The organism is Buttiauxella warmboldiae (assembly GCF_003818135.1).
Lineage (GTDB): Bacteria > Pseudomonadota > Gammaproteobacteria > Enterobacterales > Enterobacteriaceae > Buttiauxella > Buttiauxella warmboldiae.
Genome location: NZ_RPOH01000001.1, coordinates 21,120 through 38,769, shown reverse-complemented (window position 1 = coordinate 38,769; position 17,650 = coordinate 21,120). Strand labels below are relative to the sequence as shown.

The 17,650-nt window shown below is 51.6% G+C and carries 19 protein-coding genes; 7 read left to right on the top strand and 12 right to left on the bottom strand.

The window, feature by feature from the left end:
* Positions 1-97 precede the first annotated feature (97 nt).
* Entirely contained in the window at positions 98-865 is a 768-nt protein-coding gene (gene tpiA / locus EHN07_RS00205) for a triose-phosphate isomerase (protein WP_124022217.1), read from the top strand.
* A 44-nt stretch (positions 866-909) separates the two neighbouring features.
* On the opposite strand, the gene EHN07_RS00200 is transcribed toward tpiA, so the two are convergent.
* The 5 genes from EHN07_RS00200 to cpxP all read right to left on the bottom strand — a co-directional run bounded on the left by EHN07_RS00200 (position 910) and on the right by cpxP (position 5,588).
* Positions 910-1,668: a CDP-diacylglycerol diphosphatase gene (locus EHN07_RS00200; RefSeq protein WP_124022216.1), complete on the bottom strand. Its 759-nt coding sequence runs from the start codon at positions 1,666-1,668 to the stop codon at positions 910-912.
* A gap of 93 nt (positions 1,669-1,761) precedes the next feature.
* On the bottom strand, positions 1,762-2,751 hold the full coding sequence (gene sbp, locus EHN07_RS00195) for a sulfate/thiosulfate ABC transporter substrate-binding protein Sbp (RefSeq protein WP_124022215.1): 990 nt from the start codon (positions 2,749-2,751) through the stop codon (positions 1,762-1,764).
* A gap of 152 nt (positions 2,752-2,903) precedes the next feature.
* Positions 2,904-3,866 carry a 6-phosphofructokinase gene (gene pfkA, locus EHN07_RS00190; protein ID WP_124022214.1) on the bottom strand — a complete coding sequence of 321 codons (963 nt, stop codon included), beginning with the start codon at positions 3,864-3,866 and terminating at the stop codon, positions 2,904-2,906.
* Between the two features lie 182 nt (positions 3,867-4,048).
* Positions 4,049-4,951, bottom strand: a complete 903-nt coding sequence (fieF, locus tag EHN07_RS00185) for a CDF family cation-efflux transporter FieF (protein WP_124022213.1) — start codon at positions 4,949-4,951, stop codon at positions 4,049-4,051.
* A gap of 124 nt (positions 4,952-5,075) precedes the next feature.
* On the bottom strand, positions 5,076-5,588 hold the full coding sequence (gene cpxP / locus EHN07_RS00180; RefSeq protein WP_124022212.1) for a cell-envelope stress modulator CpxP: 513 nt from the start codon (positions 5,586-5,588) through the stop codon (positions 5,076-5,078).
* A 150-nt stretch (positions 5,589-5,738) separates the two neighbouring features.
* On the opposite strand from cpxP, the gene cpxR reads away from it, so the two are divergent.
* The 3 genes from cpxR to trmL all read left to right on the top strand — a co-directional run bounded on the left by cpxR (position 5,739) and on the right by trmL (position 8,367).
* Complete coding sequence (cpxR, locus tag EHN07_RS00175; RefSeq protein ID WP_034461436.1) at positions 5,739-6,437, top strand: envelope stress response regulator transcription factor CpxR; 699 nt, start codon at positions 5,739-5,741, stop codon at positions 6,435-6,437.
* Positions 6,434-7,804, top strand: coding sequence for an envelope stress sensor histidine kinase CpxA (gene cpxA / locus EHN07_RS00170; RefSeq protein WP_124022211.1), 1,371 nt, complete (start codon positions 6,434-6,436; stop codon positions 7,802-7,804). The genes cpxR and cpxA overlap by 4 nt, the downstream gene beginning before the upstream one ends.
* Positions 7,805-7,893: 89 nt before the next feature.
* The gene (gene trmL / locus EHN07_RS00165; RefSeq protein WP_124022210.1) at positions 7,894-8,367 is read left to right on the top strand and encodes a tRNA (uridine(34)/cytosine(34)/5-carboxymethylaminomethyluridine(34)-2'-O)-methyltransferase TrmL; all 474 of its coding nucleotides are present in this window, start codon (positions 7,894-7,896) and stop codon (positions 8,365-8,367) included.
* On the opposite strand, the gene cysE is transcribed toward trmL, so the two are convergent.
* The 5 genes from cysE to EHN07_RS00140 form a co-directional block, all read right to left on the bottom strand.
* A complete protein-coding gene (gene cysE, locus EHN07_RS00160) occupies positions 8,364-9,185 on the bottom strand; it encodes a serine O-acetyltransferase (RefSeq protein ID WP_034500031.1) in 822 nt (273 codons plus the stop codon). The genes trmL and cysE overlap by 4 nt on opposite strands.
* A 97-nt stretch (positions 9,186-9,282) precedes the next feature.
* A complete protein-coding gene (gene gpsA / locus EHN07_RS00155; protein WP_124022209.1) occupies positions 9,283-10,302 on the bottom strand; it encodes an NAD(P)H-dependent glycerol-3-phosphate dehydrogenase in 1,020 nt (339 codons plus the stop codon).
* Positions 10,302-10,775, bottom strand: coding sequence for a protein-export chaperone SecB (gene secB / locus EHN07_RS00150; RefSeq protein ID WP_124022208.1), 474 nt, complete (start codon positions 10,773-10,775; stop codon positions 10,302-10,304). Before secB ends, gpsA begins: the two co-directional genes overlap by 1 nt.
* 60 nt (positions 10,776-10,835) lie before the next feature.
* Complete coding sequence (grxC, locus tag EHN07_RS00145) at positions 10,836-11,087, bottom strand: glutaredoxin 3 (RefSeq protein WP_124022207.1); 252 nt, start codon at positions 11,085-11,087, stop codon at positions 10,836-10,838.
* 24 nt (positions 11,088-11,111) lie between these two features.
* The gene (locus tag EHN07_RS00140; protein WP_124022206.1) at positions 11,112-11,543 is read right to left on the bottom strand and encodes a rhodanese-like domain-containing protein; all 432 of its coding nucleotides are present in this window, start codon (positions 11,541-11,543) and stop codon (positions 11,112-11,114) included.
* 244 nt (positions 11,544-11,787) lie between these two features.
* Between EHN07_RS00140 and gpmM the strand changes: the two genes are divergently transcribed.
* Genes gpmM through EHN07_RS00125 form a run of 3 tightly spaced genes read left to right on the top strand, consistent with a single transcriptional unit; the run spans position 11,788 to position 15,558 of the window.
* Entirely contained in the window at positions 11,788-13,335 is a 1,548-nt protein-coding gene (gpmM, locus tag EHN07_RS00135) for a 2,3-bisphosphoglycerate-independent phosphoglycerate mutase (RefSeq protein ID WP_124022205.1), read from the top strand.
* 9 nt (positions 13,336-13,344) lie between these two features.
* Positions 13,345-14,607 (top strand): murein hydrolase activator EnvC, encoded by a 1,263-nt coding sequence (gene envC, locus EHN07_RS00130; protein WP_124022204.1) that lies wholly within the window; start codon positions 13,345-13,347, stop codon positions 14,605-14,607.
* A gap of 3 nt (positions 14,608-14,610) precedes the next feature.
* Complete coding sequence (locus EHN07_RS00125; RefSeq protein WP_124022203.1) at positions 14,611-15,558, top strand: divergent polysaccharide deacetylase family protein; 948 nt, start codon at positions 14,611-14,613, stop codon at positions 15,556-15,558.
* A 25-nt stretch (positions 15,559-15,583) separates the two neighbouring features.
* Here the strand turns inward: EHN07_RS00125 and EHN07_RS00120 are convergent, their stop codons facing one another.
* Positions 15,584-16,531 carry a glycosyltransferase gene (locus EHN07_RS00120; RefSeq protein ID WP_124022202.1) on the bottom strand — a complete coding sequence of 316 codons (948 nt, stop codon included), beginning with the start codon at positions 16,529-16,531 and terminating at the stop codon, positions 15,584-15,586.
* An 89-nt stretch (positions 16,532-16,620) separates the two neighbouring features.
* Entirely contained in the window at positions 16,621-17,646 is a 1,026-nt protein-coding gene (tdh, locus tag EHN07_RS00115) for an L-threonine 3-dehydrogenase (RefSeq protein WP_124022201.1), read from the bottom strand.
* Between the last annotated feature and the right edge of the window lie 4 nt (positions 17,647-17,650).

Sequence of the window (17,650 nt, the reverse complement as noted above, 5' to 3'; positions counted from 1 at the left end):
AAGCCTTTCGCCTGCTGAGTCTCTATACTGTTTCACAGACCATGCTGCTTCGAACGGCAGCGTTTCTTTTAGTAGTTTGACCTTGTGGAGAATGAAGATGCGACATCCTTTGGTGATGGGTAACTGGAAACTGAACGGCAGCAAGCACATGGTACACGAGCTGATTGCTGGCCTGCGTAAAGAACTGGCAGGCGTGGCAGGCTGTGGCGTGGCTATCGCTCCTCCAACAATGTATCTGGATCTGGCTAAACACGCCGCTTCTGGTAGCCACATCATTCTTGGTGCTCAGAACGTTGACCTGAACCTGTCTGGCGCATTTACTGGTGAAGTTTCTGCTGAAATGCTGAAAGATGTTGGTGCTAAATACATCATTATCGGTCATTCCGAGCGTCGTACTTACCACGCAGAGTCTGATGAACTGATCGCTAAGAAATTCGCCATTCTGAAAGAAGTTGGCCTGATCCCTGTGCTGTGCATTGGCGAAACCGAAGCAGAAAACGAAGCGGGCAAAACTGAAGAAGTTTGCGCACGTCAGATTGACGCGGTGTTGAAAACTCAGGGCGCGGCGGCATTCGAAGGCGCGGTAATCGCATACGAACCCGTATGGGCAATCGGTACTGGCAAATCAGCCACTCCTGCTCAGGCTCAGGCGGTTCACAAATTCATTCGTGACCACATTGCTAAAGCTGATGCGAAAGTGGCTGAGCAAGTGATCATCCAGTACGGCGGTTCCGTAAACGATAAAAACGCAGCAGAGCTGTTTGCTCAGCCGGATATCGACGGCGCGCTGGTTGGCGGTGCTTCCCTGAAAGCAGACGCATTTGCCGTTATCGTTAAAGCCGCAGCTGAAGCGAAAAACGCTTAACTATTTGCGCTTTAAAATGTTAAGGCTCTGCTCCGGCAGGGCCTTTATTCTTTCACTAATTCACAGTCGTGATCCTGAAGTTGTTCCGCAGAAGCCAGGTTCAAGCGCAGCAAATTCCGCTCCGTCGCCAACGCTATCCACTCCCCTTCAGCCAGCTTTGCCATCGCCAGGCTATAACGCCCCATATGTTCACGCGCTTGCGGAAGCTGGGTTGCCAGCATGATAAACGGGCTATGCTGAAAAAACTCCGCGGCGCTCACTTTCCTGGCGATGTACGGGTTTCCGGCCAGCGGTATCGGGAATTCTTGCCAGCGGTTGCTCAAGGTATTTGCATACTGATGCAACTGCCCACGCACATCTGCGCGCAAACATGAAATATGGATATGCAGCTGGTTCTGGGTGCGCCCCGTCGCGGAATTGATGGTCAGCGAAATCATATCGTCAGGAACTTGAGAGCCATGGCGAACACTCATCACCTTACGTTGCTGCCACGCCAGCCAGAAGAAATTTGCGGTATCCGGCTGCAAAAGTTCAGGGCTTTCCATCCCCTTTATTTTTGCGGTAGGCATCAGCAGATATTGAAGCGGGCCATGAATATCTTTCAGCAACACATACCCCGTGCGTAAATCCACTTTGGCGCAAGGCTCCGGGATTTGGTTGTCGCGTTGATGAGGAACACATTGCTGGCTGACGATACGCCAAAGCGCATCGGGGTGATGCAGATATTGCCGCAGACTAAACCAACCCACCACGGCAACAAGCAATACGAGGATTAAAACAACTACCGGGCGTCGTAACCGCAATGGAAACCTCGGGAACCATAAGAGGGTTTTCAGCGTAACGCAAATTGCGGGATCCCAAAAGTAAAACGGCCCCTGTCGGAGCCGTCGCTGGATTTAACGCTGACTAATCTGGTCGAAGGTTCCGCCATTTGAGAAGTGCTCTTTCTGCGCTTTGCTCCAGCCGCCAAACTCTTCATCAATGGTGAACAATTTAAGTTTCGGGAAGGTATTTTCATACTTCTTCGCAACCTCGGCATCGCGTGGCCGATAGTAATTCTTCGCTGCAATTTCCTGGCCTTCTGGCGAGTAAAGGTATTTCAGATACGCCGCCGCCACTTCCTGAGTCCCTTTCTTGTTGACCACTTTATCAACCACCGAAACGGTAGGCTCCGCCAGAATGGATTCACTCGGGGTGATGATTTCAAACTTATCTTTGCCCAGTTCGTTCGCTGCCAGCAGCGCTTCGTTTTCCCATGCAATCAGTACGTCACCGATATTCCGTTCAACGAAGGTGTTGGTTGAACCACGCGCGCCGGAGTCCAGCACTTCAACATTCTTATACAGCGCCTTGACAAAATCCTGCGCTTTGGCTTGATCGTTATTGTTGTGATGCAGGGCATAGCCCCACGCTGCCAGATAGTTCCAGCGTGCGCCGCCCGAGCTTTTCGGGTTTGGCGTGATAACCGAAACGCCCGGTTTAATCAGGTCATTCCAGTCATGAATTTGTTTTGGGTTGCCTTTACGCACCAGGAAAACGATGGTCGATGTGTAAGGTGCGGAGTTATCCGGCAGCCGTTTAATCCAGTTTTTGTCGATACGACCACGTTCGGCAATCGCATCCACATCGTAGGCCAGCGCCAGCGTTACAACATCGGCTTCAATACCGTTTATCACTGACGTTGCTTGTTTGCCAGAACCACCGTGCGACTGGCGAATAACCACGTTATCGCCGGTTTGCTGTTTCCAGCGTGCGCTGAATGCCTTGTTGTACTCGTCATAAAGTTCGCGAGTGGGATCGTATGAAACGTTAAGTAACTGAATATCTTTCGCCAGTACGCTGGTTGACGCCAGCAGTAATGTCAGCCCAACTCCCCACTTATTCATCGTGCACTCTCTTTCATCAGGTTTGATGAAAGCAGCGTGCCAGAAATTTAACCGTGCATTAAAGAATAAAAAAAGATTTGCTATAACTATTGAGCATATAACAGACGGCAAAAAGCCGGGTTTCCCCGGCTTCAGATTTCACCATGGGTGAATTAATACAGTTTCTTAGCGCAGTCCAGCCAGTCACCTTTGAACGGACGCTTCATGTTTTCGATAGCGTCGATGATGTCATGGTGAACCAGTTTCTCATTCTGAATACCGACACAGCGGCCGCCGTGGCCTTGCTGCAGCAGTTCGATAGAATAAGCGCCCATACGGGAAGCCAGAATGCGATCGTAAGCAACCGGGGAACCGCCGCGCTGGATGTGACCCAGAACGGTCGCACGGGTTTCGCGCTTGGTTTCTGCTTCGATATATTGCGCCAGTTCGTCGATGTCACAGATGTGCTCGGTAATCGCCACGATTGCGTGCTTTTTACCTTTAGCGATACCCGCTTTGATTTCTTCAACCAGATCTTCGCGATTAAACTCAACTTCTGGCAAAACAACGAATTCGCAACCACCGGCAATGGATGCCGCTAAGGTCAGATCGCCACAGTAGCGGCCCATCACTTCCACGATAGAAATGCGCTGGTGGGAAGAAGAGGTGTCACGCAGACGGTCGATAGCTTCCACGACGGTTTCCAGAGCGGTGAAGAAACCGATGGTGTAATCAGTACCCTTGATGTCGTTATCAATGGTGCCCGGCAGGCCGATGCATGGGAAGCCCATTTCGGTCAGGCGCATCGCGCCCATATAGGAACCGTCACCACCGATAACCACCAGCGCATCAATACCGCGTTTTTTTAAATTCTCGATAGCCACTTCACGGATTTTCTCATCACGAAACTCCGGGAAACGAGCGGAACCCAGGAAAGTACCACCGCGGTTAATCATATCGGACACGCTATAGCGATCCAGATTCACCATGCGATCTTCGTACAAGCCGAGATAGCCATCATAAATGCCTACCACTTCCAGACCTTCCGACAATGCTGCACGCACCACACCGCGAATCGCAGCGTTCATACCCGGCGCATCACCACCACTCGTCAACACACCAATTTTTTTGATCATGACTACCTCTGAACTTTTGAATGCAAATTAATCCTGTTGCCGGAAACGGCCTGCGGCATGCCGAGGCGTCGACTCTGCTACAAATAGTATAACAACCGCTTCTTGCTGAATTGATTCAGGTCAGGCCCTGTGCCGGTATATTAACCACAAAATAACGGTTCAGCCCGCCTTTACAACGAAAATTAAAGCTCAAAATGGCCTTGCTGCTGCGCCGGAACCACCGAGCAGGGGTCCTGGTGAATAATCACATCTGACCCGGGAAAACGGCGCAAGAGAGCCTGTTCCACCTGTTCGGCAATAATATGTGCCTGAACCAGCGGCAAATTGTCTTCCATTTCGATATGTACTTGAATAAAGCGGGTCGGCCCTGACTGCCGCGTGCGTAAATCATGCCCCCCTTTAACACCGGGCCATGCATTGATGATATCCACAATGGCCTGGCGTTCATCATCGGGTAATGCACGATCTAACAATGACTGCACAGCCCCATAACCCATGCGCAGCGCGTTATATAGAATATAGACGCCAATCCCCAAGGCAAATATCGAATCCGCACGGTGCCAGCCATACCAGGAGAGCGCCAGCGCCACAAGAATGGCACCGTTCATCATAACATCAGACTGATAATGAAGCATATCGGCCCGAATGGCCTGGCTTTGGGTCTTTCTCACCACCCAGCGCTGGAAAGTCACCAGGATTAGCGTGCTGAATAATGCAATCACCGTGACCACTACGCCAACTAAAGGTTGTTTCATTTGTGACGGTTCAGCTAAATGTTGGATCCCCGTCAAAAAAAGAAACAGCGCAGAACCCGAAATAAACATACTTTGCGCCAGTGCCGCCAGCGATTCAGCTTTCCCATGGCCAAAAGTATGTTTTTCATCTGCGGGCTGCAGCGAGTAGCGCACGACAAGCAGGTTTGTCAGCGACGCGGCGATGTCCACCAGCGAATCCACCAGTGCCGCCAGAATACTGACCGAACCGGTATACCACCAGGCGAAAATTTTGATCAAAAGTAACAGCGATGCCATCACCGTGGCAGCAATGGCCGCACGGCTGACCAGCTTCCCATATTGTTGATTCATAGGGGCTCCAGCAAATGATTGCTGGCTAGTATAGCGGATTAGTCTGCACCTTCAGGCAAAAAAAACCCGCCTTGGTAGGCGGGGAAGACAGGGATGGTGTCTATGGCAAGGAAAACAGGGTTTGTTACTGGTTACTACGCTTACTGCTACTACTCAGTGCCTGCAACGAAGACATCTGTTGCAGATCCGCCAGTTCACGAAATTGATTCATGCGCTGTTGGTGTTTGTCATGCAAAACGGCCTGCTGTTCAGGGCTTAACAAGCGGTACATTTGGTTGCGGACTTTCGCCATTTCAACCTGGCGAGCCACCTGCTCTTGCACCATTTTTTCAGCCTGGGCACGCACTGCCGTTTCATCAAAATTCTCTGCGGTGACCAGATTATGCATGGTCTCCATTTCGCTTACGTTCACGGGTGGGCTATCATGCCGTGCCCGTTGCATAAGATCGCGCATTTGTTGGCGCTGTTGTTCGGTCAGGTTTATCCCGTCGAACATCTGGCTCTGAAGGCTATTACGCTTCACTAAACCTTCACCACTCTGGTACCAGTTATCGCTAGCCGGTAACGCTTTGGCCTGGCTGGCCATGGTTATCAGAGTCAATGTAGAGGCCATGACGGCAGCGGTAACATTGCGCATCACTTGCTCCTGAAATCATCTGTGCTGCGATTCAACGAGATTCAGTCTACGATTCCCGCTGCAAACTAGCGTCAGGGGGTGTAAAACAACGTAAAGTCATAGATTAGCGCGCCTTGATGACGTAATTTCTGCCTCGGAGGTAACTTAATAATGAATAAAATTCTGCTAGTTGATGATGACCGGGAGTTGACTTCCCTGTTAAAGGAACTGCTCGACATGGAAGGTTTTAACGTAATTGTTGCCCACGATGGCGAACAAGCGTTAGAGCTTCTTGATGACACCATTGACCTTTTACTGCTCGACGTGATGATGCCAAAGAAAAATGGCATTGATACTTTGAAAGAGCTACGCCAGTCACACCAGACGCCAGTGATTATGCTTACCGCCCGAGGAAGCGAGCTGGATCGCGTGCTCGGACTTGAACTGGGCGCAGATGACTATCTGCCTAAACCCTTTAACGATCGTGAACTGGTAGCCCGTATACGCGCTATTTTGCGCCGTTCACACTGGAGTGAGCAGCAGCAAAACAGTGACAGCGGCTCACCGACTGTCGAAGTGGATGGTTTAAGCCTCAATCCTGGTCGCCAGGAAGCCAGCTTTGACGGGCAAGCGCTGGATTTGACCGGTACCGAGTTCACCCTGCTCTATTTGCTGGCACAGCATCTGGGTCAGGTAGTTTCACGCGAACATTTAAGCCAGGAAGTTCTGGGTAAACGCCTGACGCCTTTCGATCGCGCAATCGACATGCATATTTCCAACCTGCGTCGTAAGCTGCCGGATCGCAAAGATGGCCATCCGTGGTTTAAAACCTTGCGTGGCCGCGGCTACCTGATGGTGTCTGCTTCATGATAAGTAGCCTTACCGCGCGTATTTTTGCCATCTTCTGGTTAACGCTGGCGTTAGTGCTGATGTTAGTGCTGATGCTGCCTAAGCTGGATTCGCGTCAAATGACCGAGCTGATGGAGAATGAGCAACGTCAAGGCACTATGATTGAACAGCATGTCGAAGCGGAACTTGAAAACGATCCCCCCAATGACCTGATGTGGTGGCGTCGCCTGTTCCGGGCCATTGATAAATGGGCTCCTCCGGGCCAGCGTTTGTTACTCGTGACCAGCGAAGGGCGAGTGATTGGCGCCCAGCGTAATGAAATGCAGATCATTCGTAACTTTATCGGCCAGTCTGATAACGCCGATCGTCCGCAAAAGAAAAAATATGGCCGTGTCGAATTGGTAGGCCCCTTCGCTGTGCGTGATGGCGAAGATAACTACCAGCTCTACCTGATTCGCCCCGCCAGCAATTCCCAATCTGATTTTATCAACCTGCTGTTTGACAGGCCTTTACTGTTACTGATTGTCACCATGCTGGTCAGTTCACCGCTGCTGTTATGGCTGGCGTGGAGTCTGGCAAAACCGGCGCGTAAGTTAAAAAATGCTGCCGATGAAGTGGCGCAGGGAAATTTGCGTCAGCATCCAGAACTCGAATCCGGTCCGCAAGAATTTCTCGCCGCCGGTGCCAGTTTTAACCAGATGATTACGGCGCTGGAAAGAATGATGACCAGCCAGCAAAGGCTGCTGTCGGATATTTCCCACGAGCTGCGTACCCCACTGACCCGTCTGCAATTAGGCACGGCCCTGCTGCGCCGTAAAACGGGTGAAAGCAAAGAGCTGGAGCGCATCGAAACCGAAGCGCAACGCCTGGACGGCATGATTAACGACCTGCTGGTGATGTCGCGCAATCAGCAAAAAAATGCGCTGGCAAGCGAGACCATGAAAGCCAATCAAATCTGGTCCGAAGTGCTGGATAACGCGGCCTTTGAAGCCGAACAGATGGGTAAATCGCTGGAAGTCACCTACCCGCCGGGTCCGTGGTTGATGTACGGCAACCCTAACTCGCTGGAAAGCGCTCTGGAAAATATTGTCCGCAACGCGCTACGTTACTCGCACACCAAAATCGCCGTTAATTTCTCCGTTGATAACCAGGGGATTACTATCACGGTTGATGATGACGGCCCAGGCGTAAGCCCGGAAGATCGCGAGCAAATATTCCGTCCTTTCTATCGCACAGACGAAGCGCGCGATCGCGAATCTGGCGGTACGGGCCTGGGGCTGGCGATTGTAGAAACCGCCGTTCAGCAGCATCGCGGCTGGGTGAAAGCAGACGACAGTCCGTTAGGTGGGCTACGGTTGATTCTTTGGCTACCGCTCTATCACCGTTAATTTTTCATCGTAAAGAACAGGTCCTTCGGGGCCTGTTTTCCTTCCAGCGATAACTTGTTATTCTGCGCGCCTTGTCTTATGGGGGCCGTATGCTGAATATCGTGTTGTTTGAACCTGAAATCCCACCGAATACCGGGAATATCATCCGTCTTTGCGCCAATACCGGCTTCCGGTTGCACATTATCGAGCCAACCGGCTTTGGCTGGGATGACAAGCGTCTACGCCGCGCAGGGCTGGATTATCATGAGTTCGCCGCCGTTAATCGCCATCAAAACTACCACGCATTTCTGGCAGCAGAAAACCCGCAGCGCCTGTTTGCTTTAACGACTAAAGGTACGCCAGCGCACAGCGCGGTGAGTTATCAGGACGGAGATTATCTGGTGTTTGGCCCGGAAACACGAGGCCTGCCGGCAACCATTCTGGATGCGCTACCTGCCGAGCAAAAAATCCGTATTCCAATGATGCCGGACAGCCGCAGTATGAATTTGTCAAACGCGGTATCGGTGGTGGTGTATGAAGCCTGGCGCCAGCTTGGGTATCCCGGCGCCGTGTTGAGAAGCTAAATTCCGTCGCCATACTCGAAGCCGTTGTTGGCTCCATTAAAATGCTGATCCATGTCGATGGCAGGCATATCGCTTTCAGGCTTACCCACAATCCGCGCAGGAACGCCAGCCGCCGTAGTATGAGGCGGCACCGGCTGTAACACCACAGAGCCTGCGCCGATCTTCGCCCCACGCCCGATTTCAATGTTGCCGAGAATTTTTGCCCCGGCCCCAATCATCACGCCTTCGCGAATTTTCGGGTGGCGGTCGCCGCTGGTTTTACCGGTCCCTCCCAGCGTTACCGACTGCAAAATCGATACGTCATTTTCCACGATGGCCGTTTCACCGATCACAATGCCGGTAGCGTGATCGAGCATGATCCCACAGCCAATTTTCGCCGCCGGGTGGATATCGACCTGGAATGACACAGAAACCTGATTTTGCAGGAAAATCGCTAACGCGCGGCGGCCCTCTTTCCACAGCCAGTGGCCGATACGGTAGGACTGCAACGCATGAAAGCCTTTCAGGTACAGCAGCGGAGTAGAATATTTATCGACGGCCGGGTCACGGGTACGCACCGCCTGAATATCACAGGCCGCCGAGGCAATCATTTGTGGCTCTGCCGCATAGGCCTCTTCAACCACTTCACGAATCGCGATAGCGGGCATAATCGGGGAGGCGAGCTTGTTGGCGAGCATATAGCTCAGCGCACTGCCTAAATTTTCATGCTTGAGGAGAGTTGCGTGATAAAAACTGGCCAACATCGGCTCACAATCGGCAAGCGCCCGCGCTTCGGCTTTAATGTTGTTCCACACCAGATCCAGTTCTTCAGACGACATTGCTCTCTCCAGACAGAAAAACAGCGCCCGGCACCAGGTACCGGAACGCTTCAGTTATGGCGGTTGTGTTGTTCCGTCAAGTCGTAGCTATTTGAGATTAGCCACCGCTCCGTTCATCCTTGCGTGTTCGACCCAGCAACGTTAATGCTGCCTCGCGAGCGTTTTTTCCGCAATACAATACCTGATAAATTTCCTCAGTTATTGGCATTTCGACGCCGACACGCGCCGCCAGCTCCCGCACTTCTTTGGTGTTGCGATAACCTTCAACCACCTGGCCGATTTTCTGCTGTGCCGAATCCACGTCCGCACCCTGCCCCAGCGCCATGCCAAAGCGACGGTTACGTGATTGGTTATCGGTACAGGTCAGTACCAGATCGCCCAACCCGGCCATTCCCATAAAGGTTTCCGGGTCGGCACCTAAAGCGCTACCAAGGCGTGTCATTTCCGCAAGGCCACGAGTGATCAACGCGGTACGGGCGTTAGCGCCAAAGCCAATGCCGTCGGACATCCCCGCACCAATCGCAATCACGTTCTTCACCGCGCCGCCCAGCTGCACGCCGATGAAATCCGGGTTGCTGTAGACACGGAAGCTTTTACCGCAGTGCAGCAGCTGCTGGAGATCCTGAGCGAAGGTTTCGTCGGTTGCCGCAAGAGCAATGGCCGTCGGCAAACCCGCAGCCAGCTCTTTGGCAAACGTCGGGCCGGAAATTACCGCCAGAGGAATGTCATCCCCTAACGCTTCACGCGCCACATCCTGCAGCAAACGCCCGGTTTCGGCTTCCAGGCCTTTCGTCGCCCACACGATTCGCGCATCTTTGCGCATCAGCGGTTTAATCTGGCGCAGTACTTCACCAAAGACATGGCTTGGCACCACAACCAGAATATTGCGGCTGGCAGCCAGCGCTTTCGCTAAATCGCTTTCAAGCTGGAGAGTGTCGGGAAAAGGAACGTCAGGAAGAAATGCCGCATTGCAGCGATCGGCCTGTAACGTAGCAAGGTGTTTAGGGTCATGGCCCCACAGCACAACGTGGTGACCATTACGCGCCAGGGTGATGGCAAGAGCGGTGCCGTACGAACCGGCACCGATCACAGTCATTGAAGCATTAAGGCTGTTCATCAGGCATCCTGATGGTTTTCAGCACCTTCACCTTCGCCAGATTGCTGCTGCAGATAGCTCATGAACAGCGCATCGAAGTTAACCGGCGCAAGGTTCAGCTGCGGGAAGGTCCCACGAGAAACCAGGCTTGTGATTGCTTCACGTGCATAAGGGAACAGAATGTTCGGGCAGTATGCCCCCAGGCAATGCGCCAGCTGCGGACCTTCGATCCCACCGATGGAGAAGATACCCGCCTGCTGAACTTCACACAGGAATGCCGTGTCTTCGCCCAGTGTTGCAGTTACCGTGACACGCAACACCACTTCATAAACATCGTCTGCCAGCTGGCTGGAAGCGGTATCAAGATCCAGCTTCACTTCTGGCTGCCAGTCTTTCTGGAATACGTGCGGCGCGTTTGGCGCTTCGAAAGAGATGTCCTTGGTGTAGACACGCTGAATCTGGAAAGCCATTTCTGTGTTGTTTTGTTCTGACATGGTTAAGCCCTTAAAAAATTAATACGTCCTTAAACGGCAGTAAGCGACAAAGGAACTGCACTAGCGCAACAGGGGGTCAAGTCCACCACGAGCATCAAGCGCATACAAGTCATCGCAACCGCCAATGTGCTGTGCGTCAATAAAAATCTGCGGCACCGTGGTGCGGCCACTGCGTTTAATCATCTCTTCACGTTTAACAGCATCACCGTCAATCGCTAACTCCTGAAACGTCACACCTTTGCTTTGCAGCAGGTCTTTTGCGCGATGGCAAAACGGACAGGTTGCTTTGGTGTAGATTTCAATATTCGCCATGGTCTTCCCCAGTGTGCGTCTGATTTATTTACCGCGAACCAGCGGCAGGTTTTCCCCGCTCCAGCCAGCGATACCTTCTTTGAGCAAGGTCACTTTTTCAAAGCCAGCTTTCGTCAGCAATGCCGCGGATTCCTGAGAAGAAATACCGTTGCCGCAAACCACAATAACCGGCTGTGCTTTATGTTTTTCCAGCTCACCAAAGTTGCCACTTTTAATGTCAGCAGGCAAAACATTCAATGAGTTAGCAATATGCCCCTTGCGGTAGTCATCACGCGAGCGCACGTCTACTACAACGGCATCTTCTTTGTTGATAAGGCGTGTCGCTTCACCACGGGTGATGACTTTAACTTTAGAGGTTAAACTTTTAAAGGTCATGAAAAGTACGGCGGCCAGCAAGGCAACCCACGCCAGACTAAGTATGGGATGGCGGCCAACGAATTGCATAATTTCTTGCATGGGGGGGTGTAGCTCCCGACTAAGTAAGATGAAAAACCAGGTGAGGAGTATACATTTGCGTTGTGGCAAATACAGCCAGTCTGCAACAGGTAATGTAGATTCTGCGGGCTGTTACGAAAAAAATTACCGTAACGACGTAAAACCGATCACAATCCAACCTCTTTCTTTGATCTTCTGCGGCTATTTACCCCATGGCCTGTAGTAAAATTACGCAAATTTCGTCTTTGACTTAGAGGTTGTCGCAATGTCAGTTACTAAAAAACCTATGGTTCTGGTGATTCTGGATGGCTATGGCCACCGCGAAGAGCAGCAGGATAACGCTATCCTGAATGCTAAAACCCCGGTTATGGATAGCCTGTGGGCGCAGCGTCCACACACGTTGATCAACGCATCCGGCCTGGAAGTTGGTCTGCCAGACGGCCAAATGGGTAACTCTGAAGTTGGTCACGTAAACCTTGGCGCTGGCCGCATTGTTTACCAGGACCTGACTCGTCTGGATGTTGAAATTAAAGAGCGTACTTTCTTCGCTAACCCAACCCTGACCGCCGCCGTAGATAAAGCCGTTGCGGCTGGCAAAGCGGTACATATCATGGGCCTGGCATCAGCCGGTGGCGTTCACAGCCATGAAGAACATATTCTGGCAATGATTGAGCTGGCCGCTGAACGAGGTGCTGAAGCTATCTACCTGCACGCATTCCTGGATGGCCGCGATACGCCGCCACGCAGCGCAGAATCTTCTTTGAAGAAATTCGCTGACAAATTTGCCGCGCTGGGTAAAGGCCGCGTGGCTTCCCTGATTGGCCGTTACTACGCTATGGACCGCGATAACCGTTGGGATCGCGTTGAACTGGCTTACGACCTGCTGACTCTGGCTCAGGGTGAATTCCAGGCAGATACTGCTGTTGCAGGTCTGGAAGCGGCATACGCACGCGATGAAAACGATGAATTCGTTAAACCAACTGTGATTCGCGCAGAAGGCGAAGCTGATGCGGCGATGAACGATGGCGACGCGCTGATCTTTATGAACTTCCGCGCCGACCGCGCTCGTCAAATTACCCGCACTTTTGTTAACGCTGACTTCGACGGTTTTGCCCGTAAGAAAGTGGTTAACTTCGGTGATTTCGTGATGCTGACTGAATACGCGGCGGACATTAAAGCCGCTTGCGCTTACCCACCGGCTTCTCTGACCAACACCTTTGGCGAGTGGATGGCGAAGCACGATAAAACTCAGCTGCGTATCTCCGAAACTGAAAAATATGCTCACGTCACCTTCTTCTATAACGGTGGCGTTGAAGAGCCATTTGCTGGCGAAGACCGCATTCTGATTAACTCCCCGAAAGTGGCAACTTACGACCTGCAGCCAGAAATGAGTTCCGCAGAACTGACCGAAAAACTGCTGGCGGCGATTAACAGCGGCAAGTACGACACCATTATTTGTAACTATCCAAATGGCGACATGGTCGGTCATACCGGTGTTTACGAAGCGGCTATTGCGGCAATCGAAGCGCTGGACCAGTGTATTGCTCAGGTTGTTACTGCGGTTGAAAAGGTCGGAGGCCAATTGCTTATCACCGCTGACCACGGCAACGCAGAGCAGATGGCTGACCCGGCAACTGGCCAGGCGCATACCGCGCACACCAGCCTGCCAGTTCCGTTGATTTATATCGGCGACCGTAGCGTAAAAGCGGTAGAAGGCGGCAAGCTTTCTGATATCGCTCCAACTATGTTGGACCTGATGGGTATGGAAATCCCGCAAGAGATGACTGGCAAGCCGCTGTTCATCGTGGAATAATCCCTCCCCATGAGGGGAAAGGCGATTTTTTCAATTACATGGGCCGTCAGGCCTATGATTTACGCCAGCGTGCTAAGCGCTGGCGTATTGCTATGCCCCACGATCGGCCATGCCGACGATCGCGCTCAGTTGAAGTCTATCCAGCAGGATATCGCCACCAAAGAGCGTGCGGTACGTCAGCAACAGCAGCAGCGTTCGGCACTGCTCGCCCAGCTCCAGGCGCAAGAAAAAGCCATTGCCGAAGCCAGCCGCAAGCTGCGCGAGACGCAAAATACACTTGCTGAACTCAACCGCCAAATCGACGCCATGAATGCTTCGCTTGAGAAACTGCAAAGACAGCAGGCTTCACAGGAACGTAACCTGGCCGCTCAGCTTGATGCATCATTTCGTCAGGGCCAGCACACCGGTATTCAGCTGATTTTAAGCGGCGAAGAAAGCCTGCGTGGGCAACGCCTGCAGGCATATTTTGGTTATCTGAACGCGGCGCGTCAGGAAACGATCGCCAACCTCAGGCAAACTAAAGCTGAAGTAGCCGAGCAAAAAGAGAGCCTGGAAGCAAAGCAAACTGAGCAACAGACGCTTCTCTACGAACAACAGGCCCAGCAAACCAGGCTGGAAAGCGCGCGTAACGAGCGCAGGAAAACACTCGCCACTCTCGAATCCTCTTTGCAGCAAGATCAGCAAAAGCTGAGCGAAATGCGTCAAAACCAGGCCCGCCTCCAGGGACAAATTGCCCGCGCCGAAGCGGCGGCGAAAGCACGTGCCGAAAAAGAAGCGCGTGAAGCTGAGCAGGTCCGAAATCGCCAGAAAGAAGCCACCAGCAAAGGCAAGACCTATAAACCAACGGAAAACGAACGCTCGCTGATGTCGCGTACTGGTGGCCTGGGGTCACCGCGCGGACAAGCGTTCTGGCCGGTTCGTGGTTCAATCCTGCATCGTTATGGCGAGCAGCTCCAGGGTGAGCTACGTTGGAAAGGGATTGTTATCGCCGCAGGTGAAGGCACTGAAGTTAAAGCCATTGCTGATGGACGCGTGATCCTTGCCGACTGGCTACAGGGCTACGGCCTGGTGGTGGTGGTGGAGCATGGCAAAGGTGATATGAGTTTGTACGGTTACAACCAAAGCGCTTTGGTAAATGTGGGTACACAGGTTCGCGCCGGCCAGGCGATTGCGCTGGTGGGCAACAGTGGGGGCCAGGGCCGCCCGTCACTCTATTTCGAAATTCGTCGCCAGGGCCAGGCCGTCAATCCACAACCGTGGTTGGGAAGATAAGTTTTGCTTCAAATCCGTCGTGTGTTTTTCTCTTTGGTCAGCACACTCCTGCTGGCATCTCCCGTTTTTGCCGGAAAACTGGCCATTGTGATAGATGACTTCGGTTATCGTCCCGCACAAGAAAACCTGATTATCGCCCTGCCGGCTAACATTTCCGTAGCTGTTTTACCCAACGCTCCCCACGCGCGCGCCATGGCAACCAAAGCACATAATGCCGGGCATGAAGTGCTTATCCATTTACCGATGGCACCGCTCAGCAAACAGCCGCTGGAAAAAGATACCCTGCGCCCGGAGATGAGCAGTGGTGAAATTGAACGCATTATCCGCGAAGCGGTAAATGATGTTCCCTATGCCGTGGGCCTCAATAACCACATGGGTAGTGCGATGACATCCAGCCTGTTTGGCATGCAGAAGGTTATGCAGGCGCTGGGGCAATATAATCTTTATTTTCTCGATAGCATGACAATCGGCAACAGCCAGTCGATGCGCGCGGCAGCCGGTACCAGCGTCAAAGTGATTAAGCGCAAAGTTTTCCTCGACGATACGCAAAACGAAGCCGATATCCGCTTACAGTTTAATCGGGCAGTCGACCTGGCGCGCCGAAATGGCTCGGCCATTGCCATCGGACATCCCCATCCAACAACGGTGCGAGTGCTACAACAGATGGTATATAACCTGCCTGCGGATATTACTCTGGTGCGCCCGAGCAGCTTGCTCAACGAACCACAGATTGACACTTCAAGACCGCAACCTGTCGTGCCTGGCAAATCCGTAGAGCAACCACGTAACCCATTCAAAGGCGTAAGCCTCTGCAAGCCGAAGCACCCTTTGCAACCGGTCTACGCAACCACGTTCTTTACGGTATTAAGTGACAGCATCGGCCAGAGCCAGCTGTTGAAATATATGCAGCACCAGTGGCAGGGCTGGAATTCAACGCCCCGGAAAAGCTGATAAAACGCCAGCTACGCCTGGCATTTTAACGTAGCCTTAGCCACAGTCGGAGCAAAAACCAGGCTTCATGAATTCCGCAGATCCCTTTTGCCAGATCGGTGAAGTGAATATTTTCATGGAATGCTTTTCGTACTGCCGGTCGATCTTTAATCTTTTTGCGGTAGAGGCCTGAAAAGTGTCCGGTTTCCCTTAACGCATGGATATACAGTGGGCGACTCACAGCTGCATATTTTGGTAAACGCGCGTAGTGGATTAATTTCTTGATAATATCAATATAACTGTAAGCACGAGGGTCATAATAACGGTCGTGATTGGTAACAGAAGAGGTATTTTTTAAATAGTAATAATCTGCTTCTGGCGAAAAATAAAACCGCCCGTTAGCCAAAGCCAATTCCGTACACCACAAAATATCTTCATGACTAATATCCTTATGAAACTTAACCTTATTTTCTTTAATATATTCCGAATTTATCATTTGCAACCAAACATAATGCGGCCATTCTCGTATGCTGACAGCGTGTTTAATCCATTCAAAACCAGAAATAGTACGATTATAGATCTGATGTTTATGAACTTCGGCTCCAGTAAGATTATCCCCGGGGCCCCCACACCATCCATTACACACCAGAACATCACAATTATGTTGTTCTGCTCTGGTGTAGCGGTTAACAATCATATCTGGCGAAATAATATCATCGGCGTCTAAGAGAATTAGCCATTTTCCACGGCATACGGCGAGTCCAGTATTGCGCGCAGCCGAAACACCACCATTGGCCTGTTCAATAACAACCAACCTTTCATCCTGAATTGAATTAAGTATCGCGCGCGTGTTGTCCGTTGAACCATCATTAATAACAATAAGTTCTAACTTCACACGCGTTTCCGCAAGAACGCATTCAACAAGATGACGAATGTTTTCTTCACCATTATAAACCGGAATAATAACGCTCACTGCTATCTGCGGATGGCTCATTTTCAACCTTTTAGCGAACACAAAGAATCAATACAATACTAAAAAAGTAAGAAAAAAAAGGCCCAAAAGCAGAATTTGGGCCCTTTTTATTAATCCCAGCTTAAAATAACTTTGCCGGACTGCCCGGAACGCATGGCATCAAACCCTTGCTGGAAATCATCGATAGCAAAACGGTGAGTGATAATCGGTGACAGATCCAGGCCAGACTGAATCAGCGCCGCCATTTTGTACCAGGTTTCGAACATTTCACGCCCGTAAATCCCTTTGATGAACAAGCCCTTGAAGATGACTTTGGTCCAGTCGATAGACATATCTGACGGCGGAATACCCAGCATCGCAATACGACCACCGTGGTTCATGGTATCAAGCATGGTACGGAATGCTGGCGGTGCGCCCGACATTTCCAGGCCTACATCAAAACCTTCGGTCATGCCCAGATCTTTCATCACATCCGTCAGGTTTTCCTGGCTAACATTAACCGCACGGGTAACACCCATTTTACGTGCCAGCTCAAGGCGGTATTCATTCACATCGGTGATCACGACATTACGCGCGCCGACATGTTTCGCCACGGCTGCCGCCATAATACCAATTGGACCAGCACCTGAAACCAGAACATCTTCACCGACCAGGTCAAACGACAGTGCGGTATGCACAGCATTGCCAAACGGGTCGAAGATAGAAGCCAGGTCATCTGAGATATTGTCAGGGATTTTGAAAGCATTAAACGCAGGCAACACTAAATACTCTGCGAAACAGCCCGGACGGTTAACACCAACGCCAGTCGTATTGCGGCACAAATGAGTGCGGCCCGCACGGCAGTTACGGCAATGACCACAGGTAATATGACCTTCACCGGAGACGCGATCGCCAATTTTAAAACCTTTGACTTCCTGGCCGATACCGACAACTTCACCGACATACTCGTGACCAACGACCATCGGCACCGGGATAGTCTTCTGTGACCATTCGTCCCAGTTATAAATGTGCACATCGGTGCCGCAGATCGCGGTTTTACGGATTTTGATCAGCAGATCGTTATGACCCATTTCAGGCGTGGGTGCATCCGTCATCCAGATGCCTTCTTCTGCTTTCAGTTTCGCTAATGCTTTCATGACC